This window comes from Erwinia sp. PsM31 (genome assembly GCF_030433775.1).
Taxonomy (GTDB): domain Bacteria; phylum Pseudomonadota; class Gammaproteobacteria; order Enterobacterales; family Enterobacteriaceae; genus Erwinia; species Erwinia aeris.
The window spans coordinates 35,125-59,868 of sequence record NZ_JARUWZ010000028.1 but is presented as its reverse complement, the minus strand read 5'-3'; the positions used below and the strand labels follow the sequence as shown (position 1 = coordinate 59,868).

Genomic DNA, 24,744 nt, shown 5'->3' with positions numbered 1-24,744 from the left:
CGCTTGCCCTTGTGGCCTGCGGCGAGCCTTCCGACGCCAGCGATCCACGTACTCAGCCCCCTTTGGTCAGAGCCGTAACCGTAGTGAGTGCTGTCGATACCTCCCGCGCATTTACCGGCGTTGTTGTCGCACGCGTTCAAAGCGACCTTGGTTTCAGAGTTCAGGGAAAGATCCTTGAACGCCTGGTTGATACCGGCCAGACCGTTAAGCGTGGCCAGCCCTTGATGCGTCTGGATCCTGTTGACCTGCGTCTGCAGGCACAGGCTCAGCTTCAGACCGTCGCGGCTGCACAGGCTCGTGCCAGACAGGCGGCTGATGATGAGGCGCGTTATCGTGGCCTGGTCGCTACAGGCGCCGTATCGGCATCGGCCTACGACCAGATAAAAGCCGCAGCGGATACGGCAAAAGCTGAGCTCAGTGCGGCTCAGGCACAGGCCAGAGTGGCACAAAACGCAACGGGTTATGCCGTGCTGCTGGCCGACGCCGATGGCGTGGTCATGGATACGCTGGCCGAGCCGGGCCAGGTCGTCAGTGCAGGGCAGCATGTGGTCAGGCTGGCCAGAGCAGGCCAGCGCGAAGCGGTTGTGCAGCTGCCCGAGACGTTACGCCCGGCTCCCGGAAGCGAGGCTAATGCAACGTTATACGGTGGTGGAAAACAGTCGTCTCCTGCGAAGCTGCGCCAGCTCTCCGATGCGGCCGATCCCGTGACGCGTACCTTTGAGGCGAGATATGTGCTGGAAGGGACGCTGGCAGGCGCACCGCTGGGTTCTACCGTTACGCTCCATATTGCAGAAGATAAAGCAGCCCGGCAGGTGATGCAGGTACCTTTAGCGGCAATCTATGATCCAGGAAAAGGGCCGGGTGTCTGGAGTATTTCAGGTAAACCCGCCAAAGTGTCATGGCGGTCCGTTCAGGTGCTGGGTTTGGGTGACGATGCGGCAAGGATAACGGGTAGCCTCAGGCCAGGCGAGCAGGTGGTTGCTTTGGGTGCGCATTTGCTGCATGACGGTGAGGCCGTCCGCATGGAACAAAGCGACACCCGTGTCGCCGGGAGCCAGCTATGAGCGAGGGAAGATTCAATCTTTCAGCGCTTGCGGTTCGTGAGCGCTCAATCACCCTGTTCCTGATCATCCTGATTACGGTCGCGGGCGTTCTTTCATTTTTCGAACTGGGACGGGCTGAAGATCCCCCTTTTACCGTCAAGCAGATGACGATTATCTCTGCCTGGCCGGGCGCTACCGCACAGGAAATGCAGGATCAGGTGGCCGAACCGCTTGAAAAACGCATGCAGGAGCTCAGGTGGTATGACCGGAGTGAAACCTACACGCGTCCCGGACTGGCTTTTACCCTGCTGTCACTGCAGGACAGTATGCCGCCTTCACAGGTACAGGAAGAATTCTATCAGGCGCGTAAAAAGCTGGGTGATGAGACCAAAAACCTGCCGGCTGGTGTTATCGGGCCGATGGTTAATGATGAATTTTCCGATGTGACCTTTGCGCTCTTTGCGCTGAAAGCAAAAGGGGAACCACAGCGACTGCTGGTCCGCGATGCGGAATCGTTGCGCCAGCGCCTTCTGCATGTCCCAGGGGTCAAGAAAGTCAATATTATCGGGGAGCAGGCGGAACGTATCTTTGTCTCGTTCTCCCACGACCGGCTGGCCACGCTGGGCATTTCTCCTCAGGATATTTTCTCCGCCCTCAACAGCCAGAACGTACTGACACCCGCCGGTTCAATTGATACCCAGGGACCGCAGGTCTTTATCCGCCTTGATGGCGCTTTCGATAAACTGGAAAAAATTCGGGAAACGCCCATCGTTGCGCAGGGCAGAACCCTGAAACTTTCTGACGTCGCAACCGTTGAGCGTGGCTATGAAGATCCGGCGACTTTCCTGATCCGTAATCAGGGTGAACCGGCATTGCTGCTGGGCATCATCATGCGGGACGGCTGGAACGGCCTGGATTTGGGGAGCGCGCTGGATGCTGAAACGGCCAAAATCACTGAGGGTATGCCGCTCGGCATGACCTTGACCAAGGTCACCGATCAGTCAGTCAACATCAGCTCCGCTGTTGATGAGTTCATGATCAAATTTTATGTCGCGCTGCTGGTGGTCATGATGGTGTGCTTCGTCAGTATGGGATGGCGCGTGGGCATTGTGGTCGCGGCCGCCGTGCCGTTAACGCTGGCTATTGTCTTCATGGTGATGGAGGCTTCCGGCAAAAACTTTGACCGTATCACCCTGGGGTCGCTGATCCTTGCGCTCGGGTTGCTGGTTGATGATGCCATCATCGCCATTGAAATGATGGTGGTGAAAATGGAAGAGGGCTATGACCGGATCAAAGCCTCGGCCTATGCCTGGAGCCACACAGCCGCCCCGATGCTCGCCGGCACGCTGGTTACCGCCGTTGGTTTTATGCCTAACGGTTTTGCACAGTCCACAGCAGGTGAATACACCAGCAATATGTTCTGGATTGTAGGTATCGCCCTTATTGCTTCCTGGGTTGTGGCGGTGGTGTTTACGCCTTATCTGGGCGTGAAGATGCTGCCGCAAATCAAAACGGTAGAGGGAGGGCATACGGCCCTCTACAACACCCGTCATTACAACCGCTTTCGACGGGTGCTGACCCGCGTTATCGCGCAAAAATGGCTGGTGGCCGGCACCGTTATTGCCCTCTTTGCCGTTGCTGTTCTCGGGATGGGGCTGGTGAAAAAACAGTTTTTCCCCACTTCCGATCGCCCGGAGGTGCTGATTGAGGTTCAGATGCCTTATGGCACCTCTGTTGAGGAGACCAGCGCCACCACGGCGAAAATTGAAGCCTGGCTGAGAAAGCAGAAAGAGACAAAAATCGTCACCTCCTACATCGGGCAGGGGCCGCCGCGGTTTTATCTGGCCATGGCGCCCGAGCTTCCCGATCCGTCGTTTGCGAAAATTGTCGTGCTGACGGACAGCCAGGATGCACGTGAGGCGCTTAAGTTCCGCCTGCGCGAAGCGGCAGCCGGCGGTCTGGCGCCTGAGGCGCGCGTACGCGTGACGCAACTGGTGTTCGGTCCGTATTCACCTTATCCGGTGGCCTACCGGGTTATGGGGCCGGATCCCGCCACCCTGCGTGAAATTGCAGATAAGGTAGAGAAGGTGATGCAGGCCAGCCCGATGATGAGAACCGTCAACACCGACTGGGGGTCACGGGTACCGACGCTGCATTTCACGCTTAATCAGGACCGCCTTCAGGCGGTAGGGCTGACAACAAACGCGGTTGCGCAGCAGCTTCAGTTTCTGCTTTCAGGGGTTCCGATCACCTCTGTGCGGGAGGATATCCGTTCGGTGCAGGTGATGGGACGGGCTGCAGGTGATATCCGGCTCGATCCGGCAAAAATAGCGGGCTTTACCTTAGTGGGGGCTTCCGGCCAGCGCATTCCGCTCTCTCAGGCAGGCGAGGTTGAGGTACGAATGGAAGATCCTGTTCTGCGCCGTCGCGATCGTACTCCGACCATTACCGTAAGGGGAGATATCGCCGACAACCTGCAGCCGCCGGATGTTTCTACGGCAATGATGAAAGCGTTGCGGCCGGTCATCGATAAGCTTCCGGCCGGATACCGCATTGAGCAGGCGGGATCGATTGAAGAATCCGGTAAAGCGACGAAAGCGATGGCGCCGCTGTTCCCGATTATGATCGCCATGACGCTGCTAATCATCATTTTGCAGGTGCGGTCGATGTCAGCGATGGTGATGGTCTTTCTTACCGCGCCGCTGGGACTGGTCGGCGTAGTGCCCACGCTGCTGCTCTTTAACCAGCCGTTTGGCATTAATGCACTGGTTGGACTGATTGCCCTGTCGGGCATCCTGATGCGTAACACCCTGATCCTGACAGGACAGATCCACCATAATGAGCAGGAAGGGCTGGCACCTTTTGATGCGGTGGTGGAGGCAACGGTACAGCGCGCCCGCCCGGTGTTACTGACGGCAATGGCTGCCATTCTGGCATTTATTCCGCTGACGCATTCCGTGTTCTGGGGAACGCTGGCCTATACGCTGATTGGCGGTACGTTGGGCGGCACCATCATCACGCTGGTGTTCCTGCCCGCTATGTACGCAATCTGGTTCAACATTCGTCCTGATAAACCGACCTCTGCTGACGAAGAAGCCTTGAAGCGACCATAGCGCTTAATCAGGCGTGATCTCTGAAGAAGGGATCACGCCCTTTACTATATCGAATTGAGTGAGGAGGTTTAACCTGTGGCGCCTGAAATTCAAAAGCGCATTGTCGTGACCGGCAGCGGCGTTGTCAGTCCTCCCGGATGCGGTACTTATAAGGTCTGGTATAGGCTTCTGAGGAGCGCTCGGGTATAACAAGCCTTTCGATACCAATCCATTGATGTCGCCTGAAAGCGTCAGGAGATTTTAAATGCCGTTTTGTCGGTGAGTAGTACCGTAGCCCGGCAAAGGCGGCTACGGTTTGACATATTTCACCAACCCTCCTCGCTGCAAAGTCAGAGCTGCCAGTACCGGTGAAGAACCCCTTGTGCGCCATCGGGGTGATCATGGCAAGGCCTCTATCTCCGCGTTAGTGCTGTGAGGCACTTACGGGCGTGTACACGAAATCTGAAGCGACACATCTTAAAGCAGTACTGATTTTAGTTACAGCATACTATTTAAAGCCAAGTCTGTCCCAAGCCTATGGCCCGGAGCGGTACGGCTTCTCAGTGGGGAGAAGCGGATCCGGGTATCGGGATGTACGCAGAGGTTACCAAAAGACTTTATGGATGCTGTAACTAATTCTGTTATGGACGATGCCATCCGTATACAGTTTACTACCTTAATTTTCATAGCTACTGCGAAAGTTTTTTAATAGAGCGAGATTTTATGCCGGTAACTAAGTGGAGAGAGCGACCTTTTTAGTGCTGTCTCTGACGCACGAAAGATACTCCCTTTTTGAAGGGCATGCTGTGTTAAGTATTAATATTCGAAATTAATAGCTGACCGGCCCTACTTTTTGACGCTAATCTCATGTATCGAAGTTAAGTGCTTTTCAGATGCCCCTTCGCCATTTTTCGGTTTCAACATGACCTACTCATGCGGTAAAAGGCATAAGAAAAGGGGTTAGTTTAGTGAAACCTGACAAAGCTGAATTTATGTTACGGTGCCAGCGCAAAACCGCGCCCGACTGCAGTAAGTTAATAAAGGGCAATGTTAAGGCTGGAGGACAGTATAGGGTTCCGGATCGGTATTCAGGCGCCTCGGCTGTTCGCTTTTCAGCACCGATTCCAGCGCGATGACCTGCTGAACCATTATTTTCGATGATCAGGCGACCCAGTATGGTAATGGCCGTTCTTTCTGCCCGCTTTGGCTACCGCAAGGGAACCAACTTGCCCTGCCGTTTCATTCAGCAGTTCATCCAGACGTTCCCCGTTCTGGCGGCTGCGTTTTTCCGGCTCGCCTGCCTGATGACTTTGTCCTGCTCCTACCTCGCCAGGTCTGTACTGATAGCCTAGTTGCGGAACTGGCCAGGTCAGGCACGGCTCTCTTCTCCAGAGATGCCGCATAACGCAAAAATTTTTCAGACAACCAAAGACGCAATGGCTTGTTCGGGCCGCTATCATTATCCTTCTCGTGCAGCACGATAACGTAGCGCAGCTGTTCATGTACTGATAAAGCTTCAGGCGGGCTGTTACAGGCTTTACGTCCGTTTTCATAAACCTGAAGCATACCCCTTGCCACATCGATATGCTTCAATGGCGCCATGATTTCAGACGGATAATCGCTGTCGGGATTGTAATCGCAGTTTGCAACCAGTGTGTGGGACAGGACATCCAGCACCTGGCGGTTTTCAGAACGCGCATGTATGCGCATCGGTTTTGGTTTGAAATCCGGATCGTTGTGACGCGTATAGAGTACATATCCCGTCTGCCAGAGCTTAATTAGATCCCGGTTTCTGTGCCAGTCGTGGCTTTGGAAACTTACAACTATCCTGGCTGCCAGATAAATACGTATCCTCTTATGCCCATAGTGTGTAGCTCAGATGCTTGCTCGTTCCACATTGAAGGCACATATATCTGCACCCTTAAGTCACATAATGCCCACTTCTCCAGCGCAGATATATTTGTGACAAGCGCCAATGCATGAAAAAGTGTGATGTGCATAAAGACATCCTGCCGCATTAAAGTTGTCTGTGTTCCGACCTATGCGATGCCGACAAATCTGCCCGCAGCAAGCAGAGGGCGCAGCGTCGAAACCGCAACTGGTGCACTACAGGCAAGGATTAATACGAAATCTACAAACCAAAACAGAAGATCATAGTGGGACTTTCAATATGAAAGAAATCAAAAAATAATTTATTTATCATAAAGTTAAGTACATAAATTCTGCGGGACAATTTTATGAGTGGCTGCATAATGAGCGATGCATTCTGGCGCGGCATAAATGATACTATTTAAGACAGTTATGCTTTCCAAATACACGCCGCTCAACCTCTTCGCTGATGAAGTTATCTGTAGGCTCAGAAAAAAACCTCGGGACTTTCAGTATGAAAGGATCCGAGAAAAAAATTAATATTCAGTCAGTTACATACGAATTTTTGGCGGGACAATTTGACTGGCAGACGATGCCGGGATCGCCCGGCACTCGATAAACTTTCTATTCACCGCCAGGCATTTTTTCCATTATTTGCTTTATTGCCTCATCAATCTCCGCCTGTAAAGCAGGTGAAATTCGGGAGAACTCGTAGACTACCAGACGTTTTTTCAGGTCAGTTTTCTTTCTGGCATATTGACGACGATCGGCAAATTCGCGCAGTTTTACTGTTTCAACCTGCTTACCCACTGCCTGTTTTAAACTCTTACTTTCAGCACGAATTATCGCAATAATTTTCGCTTTATCCGTACTTGCCCCCTCAGTCTCTGCAATCTGCTGCCTGACCTTTTTCATCAGTTCAGCAACAGGCATTCCTTTATTTTTAGCATCTTCAGCCACCTTGAGAAGCAACTGGTAGTCAGCCAGGGAGATATCATTGATCACGGGAAATACGGCGACCATCTCATCAGGAACCGCAGCAGCCTGGAACGCGCGCGTAACTTTAGCTGGAGAGATATTTTCCGCTCGTGCTATTTCGTCCTTGGACATACCTTTGTCGTACATCATCTCAAAACGTTTGCCCAGCTCGCGTAAACTGTGTTCCCGTGCTGTCTGGATATCAATAGCCAGTTGGCGCGCGTCTGCAATGCTGAGCTCGTCTTTGGTGACCAGTACGTCAAATTTTGTCTGGCTAAAAATACATGCGGCACGCCGGCGTGTACCGTCCAATATTTCGATACGCCCACCGACTTCGCGACCGATAGCCGGAAAAAATTGTTGCAGCTTAATGGTACGCGAGATATCACTAACTGATTCAGGCGTAAGCATGGTTTGATCACGCCCGTTAACAGCTGAGTCAACAAATGTTTTAGCCTCGATATCTCCGCTAAACACAACGGTACTGACAAATTTTGCGGTTTTACCTGATTTAAGCGTAAAGGTCCTGAAATTACCTTCCCCTTCGAGCATTTTGGCAAACTCAGAACTGCTGTTTCCCAGTACACGCCCGCGTGCTAATACCTTTTTCATTCTGCGGCTCCCCTGATGAACTCAATTCGGTCAAAAACCGCCTTTGTGAAACGTTCGGCTTCTGTACGGGCCTTTTTTAGTGCTTCTGCGCTACCGGGATAAGACACCGGATTTGCACTTATTATCGTATCGAATGATTCACCGCAGCGCTCAAAACCATCCAGGCGCGGCAAGGATGAATCCAGAATGCTGCTTGCATAAACTTCCCGCGCCAGACTGTGTGACGTTTCATGATCGCGCTTATTGGTCATCTTGGACATAAACCCGATATTTGCGCTTAAACGCGGTTCGACGCCTTCTTCTTCCAGGCGCTCCAGCATTTCAGGTAAGCGGGTCAGATATTTAAGCGTCGAATGGAAATCGACCTGTGCCGGTGGAGTGGGCGTCAACAGTAAATCACTGGCCGCCAGGCCATTAAGCAAAAACGGATCGAGGTGAGGGCCGGTATCGATAAAAATAAAATCGTAGTCGTCAGCAACACGGTCAATGATTTTTTTCCTGAGGACTTCAGAAGGCTTTGAGCCGGGCAGATGTTCTGCAACCAGTGACTCCCACTGGCTGGCCACAAAACCATCATCAATGGATGCCGGTATCACATCCACGCCAGGGATGATCGTCGGGCGGATGACGGTTTCGCGTAATGTTTCCGCATCAAGATCGTTCAATATAGCCTGCGCAGCAGTCTCAAGAACCGACCCGATACTGTGGGTATGATCCAGGAACATGGTGCTTGATGCCTGAGGGTCGAGATCTATTACCAGAATCCGCAAATCATGACGCAACAAATCCTGATGTACACGTAGTGCATGTGCCAACGTTACGGTGCTGACGGTCTTCGATACCCCACCTTTCAGGTTTACCACAAAAATCACATAAGGTTCCTGATGTATATCCCGGTATTTAGGAATTTTGCGATGCGCATAGATATCTATAACGTTTTGAATTGTTAATGCATATTGTTCAACGTTACCGACCTGCTTTTTGTTGAAATCATAACCCTGTTCTTCCATTTCTTTCATGGATTGTTCGACGATACGGCGGCTCAGTTTAGGTAGCTTTGCCACTGCATTGCGAGTATAAGTCTGATGGTACTCTGTCAGGTTAAACTCTTTCCGCTGCTCCTCAATATCCCGGCTCATCGCCTGCAGTAAAGAACTTGCTCTCAAAGCTATCGTACCAACACCACCGTAATCGCGTTTCATCATTATTCCTCGGTTATAATCCCTTGCCTGAACGGGCATCTCAGCAAAAACAATTGTACATACACCCGGCCAACGTACAACAAAAAATAGCCAGGCAAAAAAAAATTGTACGTAATCATTTTAATTGACGCTCAACCTGAAATCAGGTGGCCTGGAAGCGCTATAGAAAGATTTGCTATCCGGCGTAAACCGGCATCATTGAATCCAGGGTAGGGCAAACAATGGTGCGAATGTGTGATGAGGATGAAAAAGGCATTTCGCCTTTCCATGCGTTACGTTGTTAGCGATAGTGGGCACGCTTTCCGGTGCAAGCTCAATGTTGTCCATCACAACAGTGAGTGGTTGAGCATGCGCCTCGTTATGATGTCGTTTCCATCAGGGTTAACCTGTCCTGCAAACTGCTGAACGACGACCTCTGGGAGCTCGATATCATTAAGAGAGATCCGATGAACGTGCGTAGAAAGTTCTGTTAGTTACCGCAATTCAGGAAACCGCTGGGGTTTGGACTGGTGAAATAGCTTCCGGATGCGCCGGAGAGTAAGTCTTGCCGTCTGCATCCGGAGGATCGGCAGAATGAACTCAAATCATTTGTGGGATACCTTTCCTGCAGAAGCACAAACGGACCAGGGTAGAAAGAATGGCAAACATTAAGCCAAGAAATACTTGATACCCTGCATTAAATGCAAATGCCTGCAGCCTTAGCGTAAGTTTTTTCTGTTCGCCTCTTATAGCCTGAACAAAGTTATGGCTTTTTTGCCGGGATCCTGATACGAATTCATGTCAAATCGTGAAGCGATTTACTCAAAGGAGACCCGAGCCTGAACTCGTCAAATGTTATTTCAAGTCCTTCTCTCTCCGGGGTGCAGCCCATCACGCCGATAAAACGATTTTTTATATCTGGCCAGTGACATAGCCTCAGCAGCGGCCATTTTTTACCATCTGTCGAATACTGGATCCTTAAGGCCTCGTTTTCCAGCGTAGTGCGCATCCAGAAAGTTTGCGGATCGCCGGGAAAAAGACCGGTTGACCAGTCAGAGGTTTTACGCGTAACCACGCACCCTATAGATGACAGATCGTCATTAAATTCAATCCCAGCTTTAACCCAATGATGTTCGTCATCCTGCAAAAAAATACCTGCCTGGTCATACAGATGGCAGAAATTCGCCATGATTTTTACCTGAAGGGTAAAGTCGTTCTCCACGTAAAATCCATACGCATGTCCGGTATGCCGCTGAAAACCGTAATAGGTTTGACGCCAGAAATCCGTGTTGAGCGCGGTAGTTAACTGTAGTTTTCCATTTTCCAGTGAGTAGTTATCGGGCTTGTTGATCCAGTTGCCTTTGCCTGCTTCCAGTGAATCCACAACAATCATAAGCCTTCCCCATGTTGAGCGTATATCAGACCCTGTTTTTTGAATTCTCGTTTATTCAGCAAACCGCAATATAAGCTTTTAGTCACAAGCGGTTAGCCAGAGGCGGTCAGTCAGGGCATAACGCATTAAAAACGAGAGTCTGGTTTCCCGGGCGCAAGGTTAAAATCCTGGCATGGGAAGTATTGTCAGCGTAGCTGATTATTGTGGCATGGGTTCTCTCAATGCATATATTGCTTTTTTAGCGGTGCCTTAATGTGCAACTAAAGCCAATGTTAATTAGTACATTTTATCCGCTGTGATCCCCTTGCATATGTGAAAAGTCGCTGCCAGTTGAAAGCACTTATCTATTTTTTTCAAATCAGTCAGACCATGTTGCGGTCTTAGTTTTGATATCGAACATCAAAAGGTGGTAAGAGGCGTAGTGTACCAATAGTGATAGCCAGTTTTTCCTTATTATTCACAGGCCAGATCCAATCAATCGATCCTGAATAGATCCTTCTAAGATCCCTAAGAGATCCCCGGAGTCGCTCAGCCCTTATCTGGCCTGTCCTGGAAGGGGGTTACTATCCACTGTGGTGAGCAAAATAACCACTGTAATAAGCTAAATAACCGCTATAACGAGTAAAACATCCACGCTGGACAGTAGTTAAAAACCACTGTAGTGAGTATCATGCCAATTTGCCTGTAGATAACTGATGATTAAGCAGTTGCCGCTGTAGCATTGCCTGTAGCGGGTTTGCTGAACCTTTGTATTATCCGGACACAGCTTTAACCCATAGCTATCCACAGGCTCCTGAAAATAAGATTTTTTTATCCACTGGTTCGATCCAATAACAGATCATATAAAGAACCAGAAAGACCCATAAAGATCCCCGCGCTTCGCAAGGCCTGCCGTAACTGGCCTGAGAAGGGATCGTTAACCACTGTGGTAAGTAAAACAACTACTGTAGAGAGTAATAAATCCACTATAGCAAGTAGCCTGACCACTACGGTGAGTGTTAGTATCCACTGTAACCAGTAACGGCGAATATCGCTTGTTCATATCACGGGTTTGTAAAATGCCGAAAAAAGAACAAGAAATCAGTCAGATAGATGCAGCTTTTTGTGAAACCGACAAGAAGACGGGAGAGGTTATCAACCTGACTCCTAACAGTAACAATACCGTTCAGCCGGTGGCGCTGATGCGGCTTGGGCTGTTTGTACCCACGCTTAAATCGACGGCGCGGGGCAGAAAAAACCAGATGTCGACCATGGATGTCACTGACGAGCTGAAACAGCTGTCGATCGTTAAATCCGAAGGGTACGAAAATATCAGGATAACCGGTGCCCGGCTTGATATGGATAACGATTTCAAAACCTGGGTCGGCATTATCCATGCCTTTGCCAAATATAAGGTGCTGGGAGACAGCGTAACGCTGCCGTTCGTCGATTTCGCTAAACTGTGCGGCATCCCTTCTGTACGCTCTTCAGCGAAGCTGAGAAGCCGTCTGGATGCTTCCCTGACCCGCATTGCGACCAATACTATTCAGTTCAGCAACAAAGAAGGGGAGTATTACGTCACGCATCTGGTGCAGTCAGCCAAATACAGCACTAAAACCGACAGTGTTACTCTCCAGGCCGATCCCAAGATTTTTGAGCTCTATCAGTTCGATAAAAAGGTGCTTCTTCAGCTCAGAGCCATCAACGAGCTGTCCCGTAAAGAGTCTGCACAGGCCCTTTATACTTTTATCGAAAGCCTGCCGCCTTCACCAGCGCCCATATCCATGGCCCGCCTGCGCGCTCGCCTGAACCTCACTTCGCGTACCATCACGCAAAACGCGACCGTCCGTAAAGCGATGGAGCAGCTGAGGGAGATCGGCTACCTGGACTACACAGAGATTAAGCGAGGCAAAATCGTCTATTTCGTCATCCACTACCGGCGGCCAAAGCTCAGACCGGCAGAAATCCCGCTTGGCCTGCCCGATTTGCCTGAGGACGAGATTGAGGAAACCGTACCCCAGGGCGAAATGGTTATGCTTTCGCGAGAAGAGCTGGAACTGTTAGAAAAGATCCGTAGCGGTAAAAAACCGTAACCACTGTGGAGAGCAAAAGCGCCAGCAACCACTGCGATGAGCGTCAGTTTGCTCCTGTAAGTCACCGTTATGTCGGATAAGCAACCACTGTAATGAGAGGCGGATCTCATTACAGTGGTTGTTGAGCCAGCGTTAAGCAAGTCAGGCTCAAATACCTTCCTGCCTGGCTTTACCAAAACATGACTCTAGCCAGACACGCTGTACGCCTCGCTATTAAAGGTCACGCTCACCAGAGTGGATACATTTTTACCGCCGTTTTACTCACTATAGTGGTTATTACTCCCCATAGTGGTTTATTACTTTCCGCAGTGGTCAAAAGTTTACGCCTTTTTACTCGCTTCAGTGGTTAAGCGGAAACTGCCCGGCAGAAACCAGGAAGGGCGTTTTCTTCATTCTGAGAGCGGCGGTTGGTCACCTACGAAATGATATTAATGCTTTATATCGCTCGAGATGGACTGCTCTCGGGAGCTCGCTGACTACAGTCATCTTCGTGCGCACAATGCGGCAGGACAGCAGGCGTTCCTTCCATTTATTGATCCCTGTTCTGCAATCAACCAGCTATTTTTCAGCAGCCTGCCATACTCTGTTAACGAAAATTCGTGCGTTTATCATTTTTTATTTATCAGACGGCTGTGACGCAGCGGTTTATGAGGGCCAGATATGTTGCAGGAAAAAGTAGCGGTAATTACAGGTGGGACTTCTGGCGTAGGACGCGCCAGCGCACAGGCCTTTGCTGAAGCAGGCTATGCGGTAGCGGTGATTGGCCGTAGTGAACAAAGCGTAAAAGAGACTATTGAAGAGTTAAAACTGTTTGGTGTACAGGCATCGGGCGCGGCAGTAGATGTGGCAGACGGCGGCGCGCTGTTGGCGGCCGGTCGTAAAATCGAAGCCGAACTTGGTCCGATCAACGTCTGGGTTAACGCAGCCATGCTGACCGTGCTGGCGCCCGTTACGCAAATTACTGACGAAGAATTCCAGCGCGTCACCGATGTGACCTATCTGGGCTGCGTTCACGGCACCCGTACTGCGCTAACGCTGATGGGGGAACGTGACGAGGGGATTATCGTACAGGTAGGCTCAGCGCTCGCTTATCGTTCGGTTCCGCTACAGTCCGCTTACTGCGCGGCCAAAGCGGCAATCAGGGGCTTTACGGATTCGCTGCGCAGCGAGCTGCTGCATAACAACAGTTCGATTCGGCTGACTATGGTGCATCTGCCGGGCGTTAATACCCCTCAGTTTGACTGGTCGCGTAACAAAATGGGCAACACCGTTCAGCCTATGCCGCCCATTTTCCAGCCGGAGGTCGCCGCCAGAGCCATTCTTAAAGCCGCGCGCCATGCGCCGCGGGAAGTGTGGGTCGGGCGTTCCACATTCCAGTCCATCGTGGGCAATATGCTGTTCCCGGGCCTGCTGGATCGTATGATGGCAAAACAGGGCTGGAGCGGCCAGATTACCGAGGAGCCGGAGGTCGCTGGCCGGCCGGATAACCTGCATCAGTCCGTCGAAGGACTGCACCGCAGTCACGGCCGTTTTGATGAAAAAGCGGAGCAGCGTGCGCTTAATCTGAACGTCAACAACCCCGGATTGACCATTCTGGGCGTTGCTGCCGTGGCCTGGCTGGGATTACGCAGCTTGCGGCGCCGTTAAAGCCTCTGCACGGGCAGGAGGTGAGCATATCGCAATTTTTGAGTAAAAGGCGCTTACAGAGCGCCAGTTACCGCGAAAACTACTGCGTAAAGACCTCGCGGAAGGCCTCCAGCGCCGCTGCCGAATCATCCGATGCCCAGCCTTCCAGCGCGACCGTGCCGTGATAGTCAATCTCCCGAAGCGCTCGCGCCACCGCCTTGTAATTGATCTCACCGGTGCCGGGCTCTTTACGGCCCGGTACGTCAGCTACCTGAATCTCACCGATATGTTTCTGGCTTTTACGGATCAGCTCAATCAGGTTGCCTTCGCCGATCTGTGCGTGATACAGGTCGAGATTCATTTTCAGCGCGGGGCTGTTAACGGCGCTGACCAGCGCCAGCGTATCGGCCGCCAACGCAAACGGCGTTCCCGGATGGTCAACGGGCAGATTGAGGTTTTCCAGCGTAAATATTCGTCCGGCGCGTTCGCCCATTCGCGCCAGCTGACGTAAGGTTTCCACAGCCTTAAGCCACATCGCACCAGTCACCACCTCGACCGGTTTTACCGGTAATCCTTTGTCATCCAGACCGGTTCCGTGAAGATTTAAAGCCGGACACCGTAGCCGCTCTGCGATCGCCAGCGAGGCTTCAGCGCTTTGCAGCAGCTGCCGGATATCGTCGTCATCGGTCAGATTACCGCTGAGATAGCCTGTCATGGAGGTGAAGCGCGCGCCGGTGGCGGCCAGCGCATCAATGTCTTTACCGGCCCATCCCCAGATTTCGACACCAAACCCCAGCGCATGAATACGCTTTACCCGCTCCACAAACGGCAGATCGAGGAAGACCATTTCGGCGCAAACGGAAAGCTGATAGCTGTTCATTAGCGTGCGTCCAGTTTGACGGGCTGACATTGTTTAACTGATTCAATGCAGGCCAGCGCAATTTCGAGCGCGTTACGCGCATCTTTGCCCGTAGCACGCGGCGTTTCGCCGGTGCGGATACAGCGCGCAAATTCGGCCATCTCCGTCACATAGGCTTCACGCAGCAGCTCGGAATCCATGCGGGAAGTTTCAATAACAATGCCGCCCTCGTGATAGCGCACGCAGTTGGTAGCGTTGATATTGCCCGCCTGCAGCATGCCTTTGCTGCCAAAGACTTCACCGCGGACGTCATAGCCATAGACCGCCTGAAAATTGGCTTCCGCCGTCGCGATGGCGCCATTGTCAAAGCGGATAGTCACTACAGAGGTGTCCAGCAGGCCTTTGTCTTTAAAATCCGGACGCACCAGCGCGTCGGCCAATGCGTAAACCTCCACCGGTTTTGCGCCGGGGTTAAAATGCAGCAGCGTATCGAAATCATGGATAAGCGTTTCAAGAAAAATGGTCCACTGCGGGATGGGGGCCGGATCGCGCAAGGCCGGATCGCGAGTGACCGAACGGCTTAACTGAGTCGTGCCGTTCACGCCCGATTTCACCGCCGCAATCGCAGCGGCAAAGCCGCCGTCAAAACGACGGTTAAAGCCGACCTGCAATACCACACCGGCATGGCTGGCCGCCGCGATCGCACGGTCCGCTTCCTCAAGGGTTACCGCCATCGGCTTTTCGCAAAAGACGTGTTTTCCCACGCTGGCGGCCGCTATGACCCATTCAGCATGAGTACGCGCGGGGGCAGCAATAGCAATGGCGTCAATGTCCGGGTCCTGCAACAGCGCATGAAGATCGCTGTAGGCTTTTGCCACGCCGAGCTTTTGCGCCAGCTTTTCCGCCGCGCCGGGCTGCGGATCGGCTACGGCCGCCAGCGTCGCGCCCGGCACGCGCCAGGCAAGGTTTTCAGCATGGAAACTGCCCATCCTTCCTGCACCGATAAGTCCCACTCGTACAGTTTTCATCATCACAGCACTCCTTATTATTTAGTGTTTGCCCAGTCGGGCAGGGAAGATTGTTCAGCGGGCCGCGTCGCCCTGGCTGCGAAGCGGCGGGATTTGGAAAGCATCAGCGGTTCGATATGTTCAAGAGAGACGCCACGCGTTTCCGGCAGGAAGCGCTGTACGAACCAGAACGCTACCAGGCATCCCACCGTGCACAGCATCAGCGGAAAAGCGCCGTGGAAATGCGTCATCAACAGGGCGCTGCGGTTCATCATGGGGAAGCTTTGCGTGACGATAAAATTCGCCACATACATGGAAGAGAAGGCGAACCCCATCGCCACGGCGCGCATGCGATTAGGGAAAATCTCTGAAATTAGCAGCCACGCGCCAAGACTCCACGACAGCCCGAAAATCAGAACGAAAGCCACCAGCCCAATCACCGGCAGCATGCCGTCATGCTGCGCGATAAACGCCCATGAGGTGAACATCAGGCACAGCGCGCATCCTATTGCGCCCCAGCGCAGCAGCGGCTTCCGGCCAAAGCGGTCGATGGTGCTCAGACAGACTGCCACGCCCGCCAGCAGCGCCACGCCCAGAAAAATGCTCTGGAACAGCGAATCCTGGGTGCTGCCGGTAATGTTCTGCAGCAGGGACGGCGCGTAATAAAGCAGGATATTGATACCGGAAACCTGCTGCAAAATGGCGATCGCGCAGCCTGTCAGCAAAATGTAGCGTGCACGCGGGTCGCGCAGGATGCCGCGTTGGCTGGACTGGGCAGGTGCGTCCTGAGAAGAAGCCAGAATTTCCGTGAGTAAACGCTCGGCGTGTTGCGCGTTGGACAGGCGGGTCAGCACCTGGCGAGCGCGATCCGTTTTACCTTTCAGCGCCAGCCAGCGGGGAGATTCCGGCATCAACGGCACCAGCAGCAGGAACAGCGCGCAGGGCACCACGCCGGAAGCCAGCATCCAGCGCCAGCCCTCGCTGACGATCCAGGCATGCGGCATACCGCGCGCAATCAGATAGTTAACGATATACACCGTGACCTGGCCGCCAACCATCAGCATTTGCTGCAGGCCAAGCATACGGCCGCGCCAGTCCTTGGGGGAGATTTCCGCGATATAGAGAGGGGTAATCGCTGACGCCATTCCTACCGCCAGCCCGCCAATTAGTCGATAGAGCACAAAACCCGTCAGCGAATGGGCGAGAGCGGATCCCACGGCGGAAATAACAAAGAGTACGGCGGTAATAATCAACGTGGACTTGCGCCCGATACGGTCTGAAACGTATCCCACGCCCCATGCGCCCGCCACGCACCCCAGAATAACGTTTGAAACGGCCCAGCCGCTTTCCCACGCAGAAAGGTTGAGATGTTCTGTTAAAGGCTCAATTACGCCGGAGATCACCGAAGCGTCATAGCCAAGGATCACGCCGCTGAGTGAAGCAATGGAACAGATGAAAAGAATCAACCGGATATTATGTTTACGCATCACAACCCCTTTCCTTTTAACGCTTTCAACGTGTCTGTAAGAGGTATTGCAAAGGGGATGCCAACCGGTAGGGGCCTGTAATGTGAAGTACCACACAGTTAGAGATCACAAACTGGAAACAAAATTTACATGTCAACTTAACATGTAAATAAAATGGACATTCCAGACCTGAAAGGATGTGTAGATGAAAAACCTGAGCCGGCTACCCTTTAAAGACGAGAGCGATCCTATCTTCAGCCTGCCGGACAGCACGGAAGTCACGGAGTGGGACAGCCTGCTGTGGCAAGGCTGGCACAGCTTTACGGGCGGCAAACAGCCGGGCTGGATGCGGCAAAGCATTTTGCATTCTTGGCAGCGTTCTCGGGCGCTTAATATCGATCCGGAAACGTTCAGCTATATTTCCCCATCGCCAGACGAACTGGCCGCTATCCTGGAACAAAATGCAGAGATGATTCAGGTTGCGCGCAGCATTATGGAAAACCTGCTGGCCTATAATCCGGACGGCCATATCAACCTGACGGATGCTGACGGGGTAACCTTGTATTATTGCGGTGCCGATCTGACGCCCGTTGGCAGCATTTTGCGTGAGGAGGTGCTGGGCACCAACTGTACCGCGCGCTGCCTGATCGAACAGCGGCTGGTATACGTGTTAAGCGGTGAAAACTGGAAGCTGGATCTGCGTAGAAGGCATCGGCAGTGCGCCGCCGCGCCGGTGCGCGATAAGAACGGCAAGCTGGCTGGCGTACTGACGCTTACCGCCACGCCGGATAAGTTCAACACGCACACGCTGGGCACCGTTCAGGCAGCGGCGGAGACGATAGGCCAACAGCTGCAGCTGCGTCATTTGCTCGCCGAGCAGCAATCTATCCTGGAAACGCTGAATGAAGGGGTAATCGTCTGTGACCGCCACGGCAGCATCAAAACGCTTAATCGCTATGCCCGCCAGATTTTTTGTGGCCTCGATCCGGAAGCGGGATCCATTGATGCGCTGCTGCGTCCGCAGGACGTCTCGCTGCTCAGCCTGCCTTTCTGTAACGATCGCGAGCTGCTTTTTATGCCCGGCGGCAAAGAGCCGGTCTCCTGCCTGGTTTCACTGATGCCCGCGCCTGACGGCGGGCGCGTATTGTCTCTGCGCGAAAACCAGCGTATCCGCGCCATTACCCGGCGGGTGATGGGCGTGAGCGCCAGCTATACGTTCGATATGATCCGCGGCTATTCGCTGCCGCTGCAGCAGGCTATTCAGCAGGCAAGGGCCAGTAGCCGCACCGACAGCACCGTGCTGTTGACGGGTGAAAGCGGCACGGGTAAGGAGCTGTTTGCCCAGGCGATCCATAATGCCGGCCCGCGCCAGCAGGAGCCTTTCGTGGCGCTGAACTGTGGCGCGCTGCCGCGGGATCTGGTACAGAGCGAGCTGTTTGGCTACGCTGATGGCGCATTTACCGGCTCGCGGCGAGGCGGATCGGCCGGAAAATTTGAGCTTGCCGACGGCGGAACGCTGTTTCTCGACGAAATTGGCGAAATGCCGCTGGAAGCACAAACCAGCCTGCTTCGGGTGATCCAGGAAAGCGAAGTGGTGCGTATTGGCGCCGCGCATCCTCTTAAGGTCAACGTCCGTATTATTGCCGCTATCCACTGTAATTTGTCCGATGCCGTGGAGAAAGGCGCTTTCCGCCGCGATCTGTACTATCGCCTCAATGTTGTTTCCCTCAATATTCCCCCGCTACGCGAGCGGCGTGAAGACATTCCGGGCCTGGTAAATACTTTCATTCAGGCGCTTTGTAACCGGCTGAAGCGCATCGCCCCGGCTGTTTCACCGCAGGCGATGGCCTGTTTACAGGCCTGGCAATGGCCCGGCAACGTGCGCGAGCTGGAAAACCTGGTCGAACGGATGGTGAATTTATGCGAGGGGATGGAAATCAGCCAGCAGGATCTGCCCGAGGAGATGCGACAGGGAGATCCTGTTGCTCAGCCAGCGTCCGGGCAGGCTTCGCTGCATGAAAAAGAGCGTCAGCACGTGCTCGAGGTGTTGAGTGCAAATAAGGGAAATATGCGTCAGTCGGCCCGGCTTCTGGGAATTTCACGCACTGCGCTTTACAATAAATTAAATCAGTGGCAGGTGGATCTCATTGCCCTGCGCAAAAACATGCGCAGCCCGGTGTAGGCTGGTGAAGCATGACGGCACAGTTGCACAGCGCGTACAACGTCAGTGCCGGAAAAACACTAAGCGGGCCCGATGTACGTTAAAATGGTGACCAGACTATATTGCGGTCACATTTCGTTAACGGGAGCTCACTGAGCGAAGCTAAAAAAAATGACTGAACAAAAACTTCCTGCCGCCACGCGCGGCCCGTCCGATCACACCCTTCGTGACCAGATTGTCAATGCCGCCATGGAGTACTTCAGCCATTACGGCTTTGAGAAAACCACCGTGTCCGATCTGGCTCGCTCGGTGGGCTTCTCCAAGGCGTATATCTATAAGTTCTTCAGTTCAAAACAGGAGATAGGTGAAGTCATCTGCGCCAGCTGCCTTACGCAGATAACCCAACGTCTGAACGCCGCGCTGGAAGAGGCGCCTTCGGCCACGGAGAAAATGCAGTGCCTTTTTCAGACGCTTACGGTGGCGGGGAGCGAGCTGTTTTTTCGGGAACGCCGCCTTTTTGATATCGCTGCTGCGGCTTCGCGCGATCGCTGGTCGTCGGCAGAGCGGTATGAAGCCTGGCTGCGCGAAACCACCGTTGCCATTCTGCGCGAGGGGCGCGAGGCGGGAGAGTTTGAGCGTAAAACGCCGCTGGACGAAACGGCTGCCGCTGTTTATCTGGTGCTCAGGCCCTACGCCGATCCGGTGCAGCTGCAGGCCGCCCTTGATACGGCCAAAGAAGATGCCAGCCGCCTGGCTGCGCTGGTGCTGAGAAGCCTTGCGCCTTGATTGCCTATTTTTTGAGGCATGGCTCAGAGAAGGGCGCACTTATGCTGCTATTAAATAAGATAACTTATGCGCTGGCCCGATCCCTTTTTGCCCGCCTGCCTGCTGACCGCGCATGGCGACAGCCAGCGCGGCCAGGCTGCGTCAAGAGGCGCTGACAGACCTTAAAAGCGCTCAGCAGAGAGATGCGGCGGGAGTCGGGGCAACGGTGAATTGCCCCTCGTTATTGGCTTTTAGAAAAAGTCAGGCCTGCGCAACCACGATATTTACGGCTTCCAGCGTCGCAGGGAAGTACTTTCTTCATAGGGAAGCCTGGAAGGCAGTGAGATTAATTCAATTACGCTGCCCCAGGGCGTCCGGCCGTAGCAGAAAAAGTTATTGTCTCCTGCCTCGGTCGGAAACATCAGCGGCTGCGGAGACGTAAACATTTTCCCGCCGGCACGCTCAAACAGGCCGATGGCTTCGTTAATGTCATCAACGTAAACGGCAAAATGCTGGATGCCGTAATCGCTGGGCCGTACGGGCTGATGCTGCTCCGGCCCCTGCATTTCAAACAGCTCAAGGCCGGGGCCGTGCTGTAGTTTCATCATCCTGACCGTGGTGATTCTGGTTCCCGGAAACAGGTTCAGGATACTTTCCGTCTCTTCGCCTTTCACGTCGTCGTCCGAGGGCGACACGGAGTCGTAGATAACTTCAGCCCCAAAAGCTTCTGAAAAGAAGCGGGTTGCTTCTTCAATATCAGAAACGGTGATGCCAACATGGTCCATACCGCGAACGGTGCCGGTAGACATAATTTCCTCCAAAGATTTTACAGACAGGGTAAAGGTGTTGCTCAGCTCTGCTTTACCGCCATTTCTGCCAGCGCGCTGAGCTGAGCCGCAATCAGGCTGCGGGTATCCGCATCCGTTATGGTGCAGCTTTGCGGATCGAGCCGGGATGAAGCCTGGCTAATCATCACTTCAGGCTTGTTCAGGACGCTGCCGTCCAGAAAGACCAGGATCTGACGCAGATGATATTGTGCCCGGGCGCCGCCTATGGCACCGGGCGAGGCCGTCAGTATGGCGACGGGTTTGCCGGCAACCGGCGTGTCGGACAGGCGTGAAAGCCAGTCCAGGGCATTTTTAAGGGCACCCGGCACGGAATAGTTATATTCAGGCGTGACGATAATCAGCGCGTCCGCTGCCGAGATCGCTTTGCCCATTGCCATCACGGTCTCGGGAAATCCCTGGGCTTGCAGATCGGCATCATAGTGCGGGATATCGCCCACAGAGCCGAGCGGGCTGATGTCCACGCCTGGCGGCGCCAGCGCAGCAAGATTTCGCGCCACAACCGCATTGAAAGACCCTGCCCGAAGGCTGCCCAGCAGGGACACGAACGTAAGGGGTTTTGTCTGTGACATAACGATTTCCCGGTTCAGACGAATTTTCCGGCCGTGGCCGGTCGTGTGTTTATATGCTGACTTCAGTCTGGTATAGAATTAAACATCGATAAACACGCTATAAGTCGCCAGTGAGTAAACTTTATGTCTACCGAATTAACGGCCGAATCCCTGCGGGGGATCACGAATTTTGTTATCACGGCAAAATCGAGCAGTTTTACCGAGGCCGCAGAGCAGCTGGGCATCACAAAATCCGCGGTCGGCAAGAGCGTGGCAAGGCTGGAGGAAAGGCTGGGTACACGGCTGTTCCACCGTTCAACCCGTAAACTGAGCCTGACCAGCGATGGAGAAGCCTATCTGACAAGCTGCCTGTCGGCGCTGGAAATCCTGGACTCTGCTGAAAACATGCTCAGCAGACGTCAGGACAACCCTGCGGGCACGGTTCGTATCGATATGCCGGCATCATTTGGTCGCAACCTGATGATGCCGATACTGCTGGAGCTGACAGCCCGCTATCCGGCTTTGCGGCTGGCGCTGACCTTTAATGACCGTCTTATCGATCCGGTTGAGGAGGGGGTGGATCTGGTGCTGCGCCTGGGCGAACTGCAGAGCACGGATGAGCTGATTGCCCGGCGCCTGAGCCGGCAGCGTCTTTTCCTGTGCGCGTCCCCCGGTTATCTTGAACAACACGGCGTGCCTGACGACATTGAAGCGCTGAAAAAGCACCGCTGCATAATGGGCTTCCGGCGCGGGGCGCCCCTTGCCTGGCGGCTACGTCCGGTGGCAGAGCGGGAAATAAAGTTTATATCCGGTACGGCGCATCAGATAAGCGACGGCGATGCCATGCTGCTGGCCTGTCTGGCAGGGGCGGGGATTGCGCAGTTTCCGGAGTCGATGGTGGGCAGCCATATCACCGCCGGCCATCTTGTTACCATCATGGCCGATCACATGCCGGTTCCGGTTGCGCTTAGCGTAGTCTGGCCCCGGACGCGCCATCTCATTCCGAAAGTCCGGATTATTGTGGACGAACTGCTGAAAAAAGCCGACGAGGGCTATTTCGGCGAGCTCAGGTAGCGTTTTTGTTAATACGCAGTTGATTTCACGCCTGTTTACTCACTTTCGGCAGGCTTATATTCTGGCCGTCCCGTATACGGGTACACGCAGCTGCGCCGTCATCACTTTACGTCGGCAGCTCAGCAGTCAGCCTGCTTATAAGACCCGGCAAATAAAAGATGACGGCTATCCGCTTTTCTCACTGTCCATAAGTAAATGCGCAGGCTGGCCGGTTTCGACCATACGCAACATCAGGCTGAGCTCTGCCGGTGAAAGAATGCCTTGTGCGATATTATTTTCAATGCGGTCATGCCGGTCAATTTTCTCCCTGCCAGCAAGATTATTTTCCGACAGGCTTTTGACAAGGGCTTGCCGATCGCCGTCACCCGGCCCAAGAGAAAGTTTGGCCCTCAGGTTGTCAGCAACAATTTCCTTACCCAGATTCTTCAGCTCCACCTCCGTGTCATTATCAATATACCCCGCTGATGCCTCTGTAATCAGACGGTTATAGGGGATACGTCCCTGCCAGGGAGCATGGCGTTCAGGCGTGAACAGGGATTTAGGTTCAAGGTAAACGACGTTATGCCCTAACAGACTCAGCGGTTCAAGCGCGCCGCTGCGCACGCCGATGAAGGCTTTCCCGTTTGATTTCTGCATTATCCGATCAAGAAAATACCACTGATTGACACGCTCTTTCAGAAGCGCAGATTTTTGCCAGAATTTGCTGAGGTCGGGCGTACTGCGATTTTCCCAGGGATGGCGATCTTCAATGCGATTTTTGTACTCATTTCGGAAGCCGTCCCCGATATAGGCTACCGGCGTTCCCTGCTTTTCCAGCGCAGCGTGGATAAGCTCAAACATACGGGGATTGGCAAACGCCTCTTTCTGACGGGCAGAGGCGGCGTCACGAACCGGCGTCTCAAATGGCTTGTTTGTTTTCCATAATAAGACGGAGTTATCTTTCAGGCCCGTTTCCTTAATCGTGCTGTCAACAAGGCTGTCAAGCTCTGCCCGGGCCTCTTCATTAACCAGGCCATAAACCAGCTTTCTGATTTCAGCGCCGGAACGCACCGGATCATCATTGTCTTCCCAGTGTTTTGCCATCATTACCGTCGTTGCGGAGATATGGAAGAGATGGCTGTCGGGTGAGGCATTCTGTGGTTCACAAATGGCGGATTTTTCTCCCAGTACCGTGGTGAAATTTTTCCGGTTCTCCGGATCGTTAAAACTGCCGCTAATGTGGTTCAGCGGGGTTTCACCGTCATAGCGCACTACGGAAAGCCGTTTGTTGATATTTTCCTGACTCACGCCAGACTTTTTCAGGGCATCCGTAATGATTTCAAATGCTTCCATGGCGTATTTTTTTTCAGCAGGCAGTACCGGTTGCTTCTCGCTGTAGCCGATGGTGAGCTTCATTTCCGGATACGTCAGCATTGTCAGAATGGCAGAATACCGATCGCCCACGGCATAACCCGGCATGAATACAGCGGAAGGCTGATTTTTGATATCCGGTATGGTGTTCCATACCGCTTCATCATGGGGCCAGAGTGTGCCGCTGAGTATTCCCTTCCCTGTTTTTTTATCGATCCAGGCTTCCTGATTTTTCCCAACGGTCTTTGCACTGGCACCATAACGTCTTCCACGCTCAGAAGCCTGTCTGCGAAAATCATTCAGGACATCGCTGTCATGAATGACATCTGGTGACGAGGCTGCGCGCGGCAGCAAAACCGATGGGGGACGGAGATTATTGTCAAACCTGGCCAGATGTTTTTTATCGCCTTCCACCATGCTACGGGACAGTGCATCTTTGTATCCCACAAGCAACTTTCTGTTGCCGGAAATCCCCTTGTCTGCTTCCGGATGATGACCGTGCTGTTTCGCCTCAGAGGAGGGCTCTGTAGGCGGTTCGCTGTCACGGGCGGAGGCCGCGCCCGCTGTCAGGCGACTTTCATCTGCAGACGTATTACTGGAAGGTGAGTCACTGACAGGAGGCTGATTATGAGTATGTTTATGACCGGAAATATACATGGCTTTCTTTGTTCATATTGGTGAGGACTATTAAAGTGGTTGGAAAGTTTATTTTGTTCCTTTATCAACCATCACCATCGGAAAAAATAACCTCAAAGGCCCTGTGTGCGCCATATCTGGCCTTCTGTACGGATACACCCCGT

Annotated in this window: 17 protein-coding genes and 1 pseudogene; 8 read left to right on the top strand and 10 right to left on the bottom strand. The window is 53.2% G+C overall.

Translation table 11 applies throughout. The annotated features are described in order from the left end of the window. The 3 genes and pseudogenes from QCD69_RS18300 to QCD69_RS22995 form a co-directional block, all read left to right on the top strand. Window positions 1-1,064, top strand: a 1,064-nt coding sequence (locus QCD69_RS18300; RefSeq protein ID WP_301253036.1) for an efflux RND transporter periplasmic adaptor subunit, incomplete at its 5' end; no start/stop codon positions are given. Then, on the top strand, window positions 1,061-4,156 hold the full coding sequence (locus QCD69_RS18295; RefSeq protein WP_301253035.1) for an efflux RND transporter permease subunit: 3,096 nt from the start codon (window positions 1,061-1,063) through the stop codon (window positions 4,154-4,156). The genes QCD69_RS18300 and QCD69_RS18295, both read left to right, overlap by 4 nt. Window positions 4,157-4,243: 87 nt before the next feature. Further along, a pseudogene (locus tag QCD69_RS22995) lies at window positions 4,244-4,356 on the top strand (hypothetical protein); the annotation flags it as partial. A gap of 1,030 nt (window positions 4,357-5,386) precedes the next feature. Here QCD69_RS22995 and QCD69_RS18290 read toward each other — a convergent pair. From QCD69_RS18290 to QCD69_RS18275, 4 genes are all read right to left on the bottom strand, one after another. After that, a complete protein-coding gene (locus QCD69_RS18290; RefSeq protein ID WP_301253034.1) occupies window positions 5,387-5,845 on the bottom strand; it encodes a hypothetical protein in 459 nt (152 codons plus the stop codon). Between the two features lie 783 nt (window positions 5,846-6,628). Next, complete coding sequence (locus tag QCD69_RS18285; RefSeq protein ID WP_253461366.1) at window positions 6,629-7,594, bottom strand: ParB family protein; 966 nt, start codon at window positions 7,592-7,594, stop codon at window positions 6,629-6,631. Beyond that, window positions 7,591-8,796, bottom strand: a complete 1,206-nt coding sequence (locus QCD69_RS18280; RefSeq protein ID WP_301253039.1) for an AAA family ATPase — start codon at window positions 8,794-8,796, stop codon at window positions 7,591-7,593. Before QCD69_RS18280 ends, QCD69_RS18285 begins: the two co-directional genes overlap by 4 nt. Before the next feature lie 775 nt (window positions 8,797-9,571). Further along, window positions 9,572-10,168, bottom strand: coding sequence for a DUF1349 domain-containing protein (locus QCD69_RS18275; RefSeq protein WP_301253033.1), 597 nt, complete (start codon window positions 10,166-10,168; stop codon window positions 9,572-9,574). Between the two features lie 1,058 nt (window positions 10,169-11,226). On the opposite strand from QCD69_RS18275, the gene QCD69_RS18270 reads away from it, so the two are divergent. Further along, window positions 11,227-12,240, top strand: a complete 1,014-nt coding sequence (locus QCD69_RS18270) for a RepB family plasmid replication initiator protein (protein WP_301253031.1) — start codon at window positions 11,227-11,229, stop codon at window positions 12,238-12,240. Window positions 12,241-12,900: 660 nt separating this feature from the next. After that, complete coding sequence (locus tag QCD69_RS18265) at window positions 12,901-13,887, top strand: SDR family oxidoreductase (RefSeq protein ID WP_253461358.1); 987 nt, start codon at window positions 12,901-12,903, stop codon at window positions 13,885-13,887. Between the two features lie 79 nt (window positions 13,888-13,966). Here the strand turns inward: QCD69_RS18265 and QCD69_RS18260 are convergent, their stop codons facing one another. Genes QCD69_RS18260 through QCD69_RS18250 form a run of 3 tightly spaced genes read right to left on the bottom strand, consistent with a single transcriptional unit; the run spans window position 13,967 to window position 17,219 of the window. After that, window positions 13,967-14,746 carry a TIM barrel protein gene (locus QCD69_RS18260; protein ID WP_301253030.1) on the bottom strand — a complete coding sequence of 260 codons (780 nt, stop codon included), beginning with the start codon at window positions 14,744-14,746 and terminating at the stop codon, window positions 13,967-13,969. Further along, entirely contained in the window at window positions 14,746-15,756 is a 1,011-nt protein-coding gene (locus QCD69_RS18255) for a Gfo/Idh/MocA family oxidoreductase (protein ID WP_253461354.1), read from the bottom strand. The genes QCD69_RS18260 and QCD69_RS18255 overlap by 1 nt, the downstream gene beginning before the upstream one ends. 14 nt (window positions 15,757-15,770) lie before the next feature. Next, a complete protein-coding gene (locus QCD69_RS18250; protein ID WP_301253029.1) occupies window positions 15,771-17,219 on the bottom strand; it encodes a sugar porter family MFS transporter in 1,449 nt (482 codons plus the stop codon). Window positions 17,220-17,403: 184 nt separating this feature from the next. Between QCD69_RS18250 and QCD69_RS18245 the strand changes: the two genes are divergently transcribed. Together QCD69_RS18245 and QCD69_RS18240 are read left to right on the top strand one after the other, a co-directional pair. Then, entirely contained in the window at window positions 17,404-19,380 is a 1,977-nt protein-coding gene (locus tag QCD69_RS18245; protein ID WP_301253027.1) for a sigma-54-dependent Fis family transcriptional regulator, read from the top strand. 150 nt (window positions 19,381-19,530) lie between these two features. Continuing rightward, entirely contained in the window at window positions 19,531-20,145 is a 615-nt protein-coding gene (locus QCD69_RS18240) for a TetR/AcrR family transcriptional regulator (RefSeq protein WP_253461434.1), read from the top strand. 263 nt (window positions 20,146-20,408) lie between these two features. Here QCD69_RS18240 and QCD69_RS18235 read toward each other — a convergent pair whose 3' ends face one another. Both QCD69_RS18235 and QCD69_RS18230 read right to left on the bottom strand, forming a co-directional pair. Beyond that, window positions 20,409-20,933, bottom strand: coding sequence for a VOC family protein (locus tag QCD69_RS18235; protein WP_253461432.1), 525 nt, complete (start codon window positions 20,931-20,933; stop codon window positions 20,409-20,411). A gap of 41 nt (window positions 20,934-20,974) precedes the next feature. After that, the gene (locus QCD69_RS18230) at window positions 20,975-21,541 is read right to left on the bottom strand and encodes an NADPH-dependent FMN reductase (protein ID WP_301253026.1); all 567 of its coding nucleotides are present in this window, start codon (window positions 21,539-21,541) and stop codon (window positions 20,975-20,977) included. Between the two features lie 123 nt (window positions 21,542-21,664). Between QCD69_RS18230 and QCD69_RS18225 the strand changes: the two genes are divergently transcribed. After that, a complete protein-coding gene (locus QCD69_RS18225; protein ID WP_253461429.1) occupies window positions 21,665-22,594 on the top strand; it encodes a LysR family transcriptional regulator in 930 nt (309 codons plus the stop codon). 165 nt (window positions 22,595-22,759) lie between these two features. On the opposite strand, the gene QCD69_RS18220 is transcribed toward QCD69_RS18225, so the two are convergent. After that, window positions 22,760-24,601 (bottom strand): hypothetical protein, encoded by a 1,842-nt coding sequence (locus QCD69_RS18220; RefSeq protein ID WP_301253024.1) that lies wholly within the window; start codon window positions 24,599-24,601, stop codon window positions 22,760-22,762. Window positions 24,602-24,744: the final 143 nt, after the last annotated feature.